General features: G+C 48.5%; 8 protein-coding genes and 1 pseudogene. 4 read left to right on the forward strand and 5 right to left on the reverse strand.

Features of this window, described 5'->3' with window-relative positions:
• Positions 1-595 precede the first annotated feature (595 nt).
• Positions 596-733: a hypothetical protein gene (locus KDK13_RS09640; protein WP_257284766.1), complete on the reverse strand. Its 138-nt coding sequence runs from the start codon at positions 731-733 to the stop codon at positions 596-598.
• Positions 734-741: 8 nt separating this feature from the next.
• Between KDK13_RS09640 and KDK13_RS09645 the strand changes: the two genes are divergently transcribed.
• From KDK13_RS09645 to KDK13_RS09660, 4 genes and pseudogenes are all read left to right on the forward strand, one after another.
• Positions 742-936: a hypothetical protein gene (locus KDK13_RS09645; protein ID WP_257284767.1), complete on the forward strand. Its 195-nt coding sequence runs from the start codon at positions 742-744 to the stop codon at positions 934-936.
• Positions 937-1161: 225 nt separating this feature from the next.
• On the forward strand, positions 1162-1500 hold the full coding sequence (locus KDK13_RS09650) for a reverse transcriptase domain-containing protein (protein ID WP_257284768.1): 339 nt from the start codon (positions 1162-1164) through the stop codon (positions 1498-1500).
• Positions 1481-1708 carry a reverse transcriptase domain-containing protein gene (locus KDK13_RS09655; RefSeq protein ID WP_257284769.1) on the forward strand — a complete coding sequence of 76 codons (228 nt, stop codon included), beginning with the start codon at positions 1481-1483 and terminating at the stop codon, positions 1706-1708. Before KDK13_RS09650 ends, KDK13_RS09655 begins: the two co-directional genes overlap by 20 nt.
• Positions 1709-1965: 257 nt before the next feature.
• Positions 1966-2306, forward strand: a pseudogene (locus KDK13_RS09660) (group II intron maturase-specific domain-containing protein).
• A gap of 90 nt (positions 2307-2396) precedes the next feature.
• Here the strand turns inward: KDK13_RS09660 and KDK13_RS09665 are convergent.
• From KDK13_RS09665 to KDK13_RS09680, 4 genes are all read right to left on the reverse strand, one after another.
• Positions 2397-2678, reverse strand: coding sequence for an addiction module antidote protein (locus tag KDK13_RS09665; RefSeq protein WP_257284771.1), 282 nt, complete (start codon positions 2676-2678; stop codon positions 2397-2399).
• Between the two features lie 2 nt (positions 2679-2680).
• The gene (locus KDK13_RS09670; RefSeq protein WP_257284772.1) at positions 2681-2980 is read right to left on the reverse strand and encodes a type II toxin-antitoxin system RelE/ParE family toxin; all 300 of its coding nucleotides are present in this window, start codon (positions 2978-2980) and stop codon (positions 2681-2683) included.
• A 102-nt stretch (positions 2981-3082) separates the two neighbouring features.
• The gene (locus tag KDK13_RS09675; protein ID WP_257284773.1) at positions 3083-3385 is read right to left on the reverse strand and encodes a DUF2442 domain-containing protein; all 303 of its coding nucleotides are present in this window, start codon (positions 3383-3385) and stop codon (positions 3083-3085) included.
• 8 nt (positions 3386-3393) lie between these two features.
• Positions 3394-3663, reverse strand: a complete 270-nt coding sequence (locus tag KDK13_RS09680; RefSeq protein ID WP_257284774.1) for a DUF4160 domain-containing protein — start codon at positions 3661-3663, stop codon at positions 3394-3396.
• Between the last annotated feature and the right edge of the window lie 136 nt (positions 3664-3799).

The raw sequence follows: 3799 nt of genomic DNA on the forward strand, positions 1-3799 counted from the left end.
AATTTTATTTATCTCGAAGAAGAGTTTTATTGACCTAAAACATAAAATCGTATGAACACAAACACCAAGCGATCAAGAGATATACAGTCTTAAGTAATGTGGGTAGCAGCTAACGCCAAATTCAGGTGCGCCGTAGGCGTCACCTGGAATTTTTTGATACGCCCGGCATGGGCATGAACTAATGGGGTGAAAGTCCCCTGTGGGAGAACCTACATCTGACTGGCGGTAAAGACGCCTGCTGATGGCAACCACTAGCTTAAGGCAAGTGCAGTCCCGTGAGGGCCTGTGCGGAGGCAGTCTGAGTGCAAAGGTGCGAGCCGACGTAGACTGGGCGTCCCCCAGAAATCGCATACAAGGCTGAGTCTCTGGGCGAGTGAGCCAAGGATCACAAAGCCCTCTGGTTCGTGAGACACGGTAAATGCGGCGGTCGCCTGCATGGATGCAGGCGAGGAGCGTGAGCAGGACGCGGAAGCTTTGTGCACTGAAAGTTCATGTTCCCTCTTGTTTATAAAGAGTGGGGAGATCTGTTCAACATGCGATTGGTAATTCCCAGTTCTCAGCCACTGGTTACAACAGGCTCGGCGAGCAGGGCTCATCACCCTGATCGAGCAAACCCGATGGCAACCAATAGCGCCAGCAGAGGCAACTCCGCGTGGTGATTGGACAGAAGACCGAAAATTGCTCCTGCATTTTCAGCATACAGGCCATCCATGGCCTTATCAGCAGAGGCCATACGACTGCATGGATGCAGGAGCTAGAGTAACGCAGGAGCAGTTACCGCGTAGCTATACGACAAAAGTCATTAATGGACGGGAAGTCGTCAGCGAAGGGCCGAACATCGATGACAAAGAGGAGACTGATTCCCTCAGGGCGATGCAGCCGTCCGGCGACTCACCGTACCTGGCGACAGAATCTTTAAACAGATTTGAACCATGATTTACTAAATTGCGTACTTGAACCGGCTAATCTGGCAAGCGCATGCGACTGCATGGATGCAGGAGGTAGTGCGAAGCAGAAGCCAGAGCCGGGAAACAGGTCAGAAGCAACAAGGGTGCTCCGGGTATCGATGGAGTCACCATTGAAACTTATCCAGACTTTGCTAAACAGCATTGGCCTTCAGTGCGTCAAGCCTTATTGGACGGAACCTACCAGCCGTCACCCGTGCGCCGGCATGTAATAGAAAAACCGGACGGCGGTGAGCGCTTGCTGGGAATCCCAACCGTGATCGACAGGGTCATACAGCAGGCCATTGTGCAGGTGCTGACGCCTGTCTTTGACCCGGGATTTTCCCCAAACAGCTTTGGCTACCGACCGGGACGGTCAGCACACGACGGAGTCCGTCAGGTTAAGCAGTTGATCAACGGGGGGCTGCATTACGCCGTTGACGTTGATCTGAGTAAATTCTTTGGCTGGTTTTTGCTCCTGCAAAACCAGGCTTCCCACCTTCCATGGCGGTCATACGGTCAATCACGACGTTTTGATGTCGAGGGTCTCCCGTAAGATCCACGACAAACGCCTTCTGAAGCTGATTGGTCGCTACCTGCGCTCCGGTGTCATGATTGAGGGCAATGTCTACCCGACCAGGGTTGGCATGCCACAGGGTGGGCCTTTATCACCCTTGCTGTCTAATGTGGTCCTCGACGAACTCGACAAGGAGCTTGAATATCGGGGTCATTGCTTTGCAAGGCTCTTTAGTAAGAGAGTGTGATGACTTCGTTATCCTCGTCAAAAGTCAGCGTGCAGGGGATCGGGTGATGCACAGCATTACCCAATTTATCGAACGCAGGCTGAAACTGAAGATTAACTCCCGGAAAAGCTCTTTATGATGAGAAGGTTGTGAAAGCAACAGAAAGCGAATTCCTGAGTTTCACCTTCACAGGGAAGAACGTTCGCTGGGCCCAGAAGTGTCTGGACCGATTCAAGTACAGAATACTCAAGTTGACCAGTCGTCGCTGGGGTGTCTCAATGCAACATCGGTTACGCAAACTGGCGCAATATATCCGGGGTTGGGGTATTTCCGGTTATCGGAATATTACCGACCAATTCCCCTGCTGGATCAATGGATACGTCGGCGAATCCGTTGCTGCTTCCTGAAGCAATGGCGCAAGCCGAAAACCCGTTTTAAGCATCTGGTCAGGTTAGGCGTTGATAAAGTGAACGCCGCCAAGATCGCAGCCAGCAGCAAAGGGTATTACCGTCTGAGTAAAACCTATGCGGTTCAGCAGGCACTGAATAACAGTTACCTTGCGAAAATTGGGCTTGTTTCATTGAAAGACTTATGGATCAGGTTTCACCATCATCGTTGAACCGCCCGGTGCGGACCCGCATGCCGGGTGCTGTGGGGAGGGCCGGAGAAAGACCGGCCCTTACCCGATTTAGGCGCGGGGAAGTGGAATCTATCCTGACAAAGCAAGCCTGACATTCAAGGCTCGTAAAAGCCTGTGGACAGTGTCCCATTTTGGTTGCACCTTACCACTGAAAGTTTTATAGAGGCTTTCTCTATTCAAGCCTGTTTCCTTTGCTAAAGTGCTTATTCCCTTATGCTTGGCCACATGCCCAAGTGCAATGATGAAAACGTTAGGATCTTCATCAAGATATGCTTCTGTCAGGTACTCAGCTATTTCCTCTTCCCCTTGCAGGAAGTCAACGGGGTTGAATGATGAAAGTTTTTCACCCATAACTATTCCTCCAAGTTGTTTAAAATTTCTTTAGCTTTCTGAATGTCCTTTGCCTGAGTTGATTTGTCACCGCCGCAAAGTAAAATCACAAGCCTCCCCTCGCGGAGGGTGAAATAAATCCTGTAGCCTTTTCCTACAAAAACCCTCATCTCACTCACCGCACCACCAACAGATTTAACATCACCAAGATTTCCGGCTTCGGCACGGGTAAGCCTCATTGCTATGGCTTTTCTCGCCTGGCGATCCTTAACCTTGGATAACCACCGCCTGAAAGTCTCTGTTGTTACAATCTCATAGTTCATACACAAATTGTAGCCTGCAAGCTACAACCCGTAAACTACTTTTGGTGAAAATGGGTAACAAGCTGGTTTGAGCGCCTATCGCCTGCATAAGCGGCGGCGCGTCTAGCGCCGTCCGCTGGATTCTCTTGTTAGGTGCGTTGTCAATGTTTTGTTTGAGCGGGTAGCTGGACTCACTGAAACACCAAGAAGATAAAGAGTATCTTTGCTGAAATCTTGCTCATTAGGCCATTCTACTGAGCCAAAAGCTACTCTGACCTGCTTAAAATAAGAGTCATCTTTGAGTTCAGAAAAAATACCTTTTTCTAAAAAAGGCGTGACATCAAAATCTTTGAATTCGTCATTTTCAAACTCAACCCTCAACTTATAATTTTCTAGAGCTTGAACAGATTTAACAGATGGATTCATATTTACACCTACTTTAAAGGATCAATCTTGAATACCGAATCACCATTAATTGCCAAATCCCAGTTGGCCATAAGACTTTCTTTATGAATTTCAATCCAGGCATCAACCAATTTCTGTTTGTTTTTTGGCAGACTTCCTTCCAAGACATTTCCTGTCGGAATCTCAATAATTGCACTCCAATCCTGATAATGCACATGGATATGCGGCATATTGTGTTGCTGATCATCAAAATAATACATACGGACAATCAAACCATAAAACATTGATATTGTTGGCATTTGGACACTCTTAAATCAAAATCATACTCGATTATACTCTATCGAATACAGATATTCAGCGGGTTTTGCACGAGCACCTAACGCCTGCATAAGCGGCGGCGCGTCTAGCGCCGTCCGCTGGATGCTCTTGTTATGT

It is taken from the genome of Endozoicomonas sp. SESOKO1 (assembly GCF_024606265.1).
Taxonomy (GTDB): Bacteria; Pseudomonadota; Gammaproteobacteria; order Pseudomonadales; family Endozoicomonadaceae; genus Endozoicomonas.

What these genes read in the sequence shown, in the direction of transcription:
- KDK13_RS09640 (WP_257284766.1), bottom strand. Translation starts at nt 733, where the DNA reads ATGGCCTCTGCTGATAAGGCCATGGATGGCCTGTATGCTGAAAATGCA.
- KDK13_RS09680 (WP_257284774.1), bottom strand. Translation starts at nt 3,663, where the DNA reads ATGCCAACAATATCAATGTTTTATGGTTTGATTGTCCGTATGTATTAT.
- KDK13_RS09670 (WP_257284772.1), bottom strand. Translation starts at nt 2,980, where the DNA reads ATGAACTATGAGATTGTAACAACAGAGACTTTCAGGCGGTGGTTATCC.
- KDK13_RS09655 (WP_257284769.1), top strand. Translation starts at nt 1,481, where the DNA reads ATGTCGAGGGTCTCCCGTAAGATCCACGACAAACGCCTTCTGAAGCTG.
- KDK13_RS09645 (WP_257284767.1), top strand. Translation starts at nt 742, where the DNA reads ATGGATGCAGGAGCTAGAGTAACGCAGGAGCAGTTACCGCGTAGCTAT.
- KDK13_RS09665 (WP_257284771.1), bottom strand. Translation starts at nt 2,678, where the DNA reads ATGGGTGAAAAACTTTCATCATTCAACCCCGTTGACTTCCTGCAAGGG.
- KDK13_RS09675 (WP_257284773.1), bottom strand. Translation starts at nt 3,385, where the DNA reads ATGAATCCATCTGTTAAATCTGTTCAAGCTCTAGAAAATTATAAGTTG.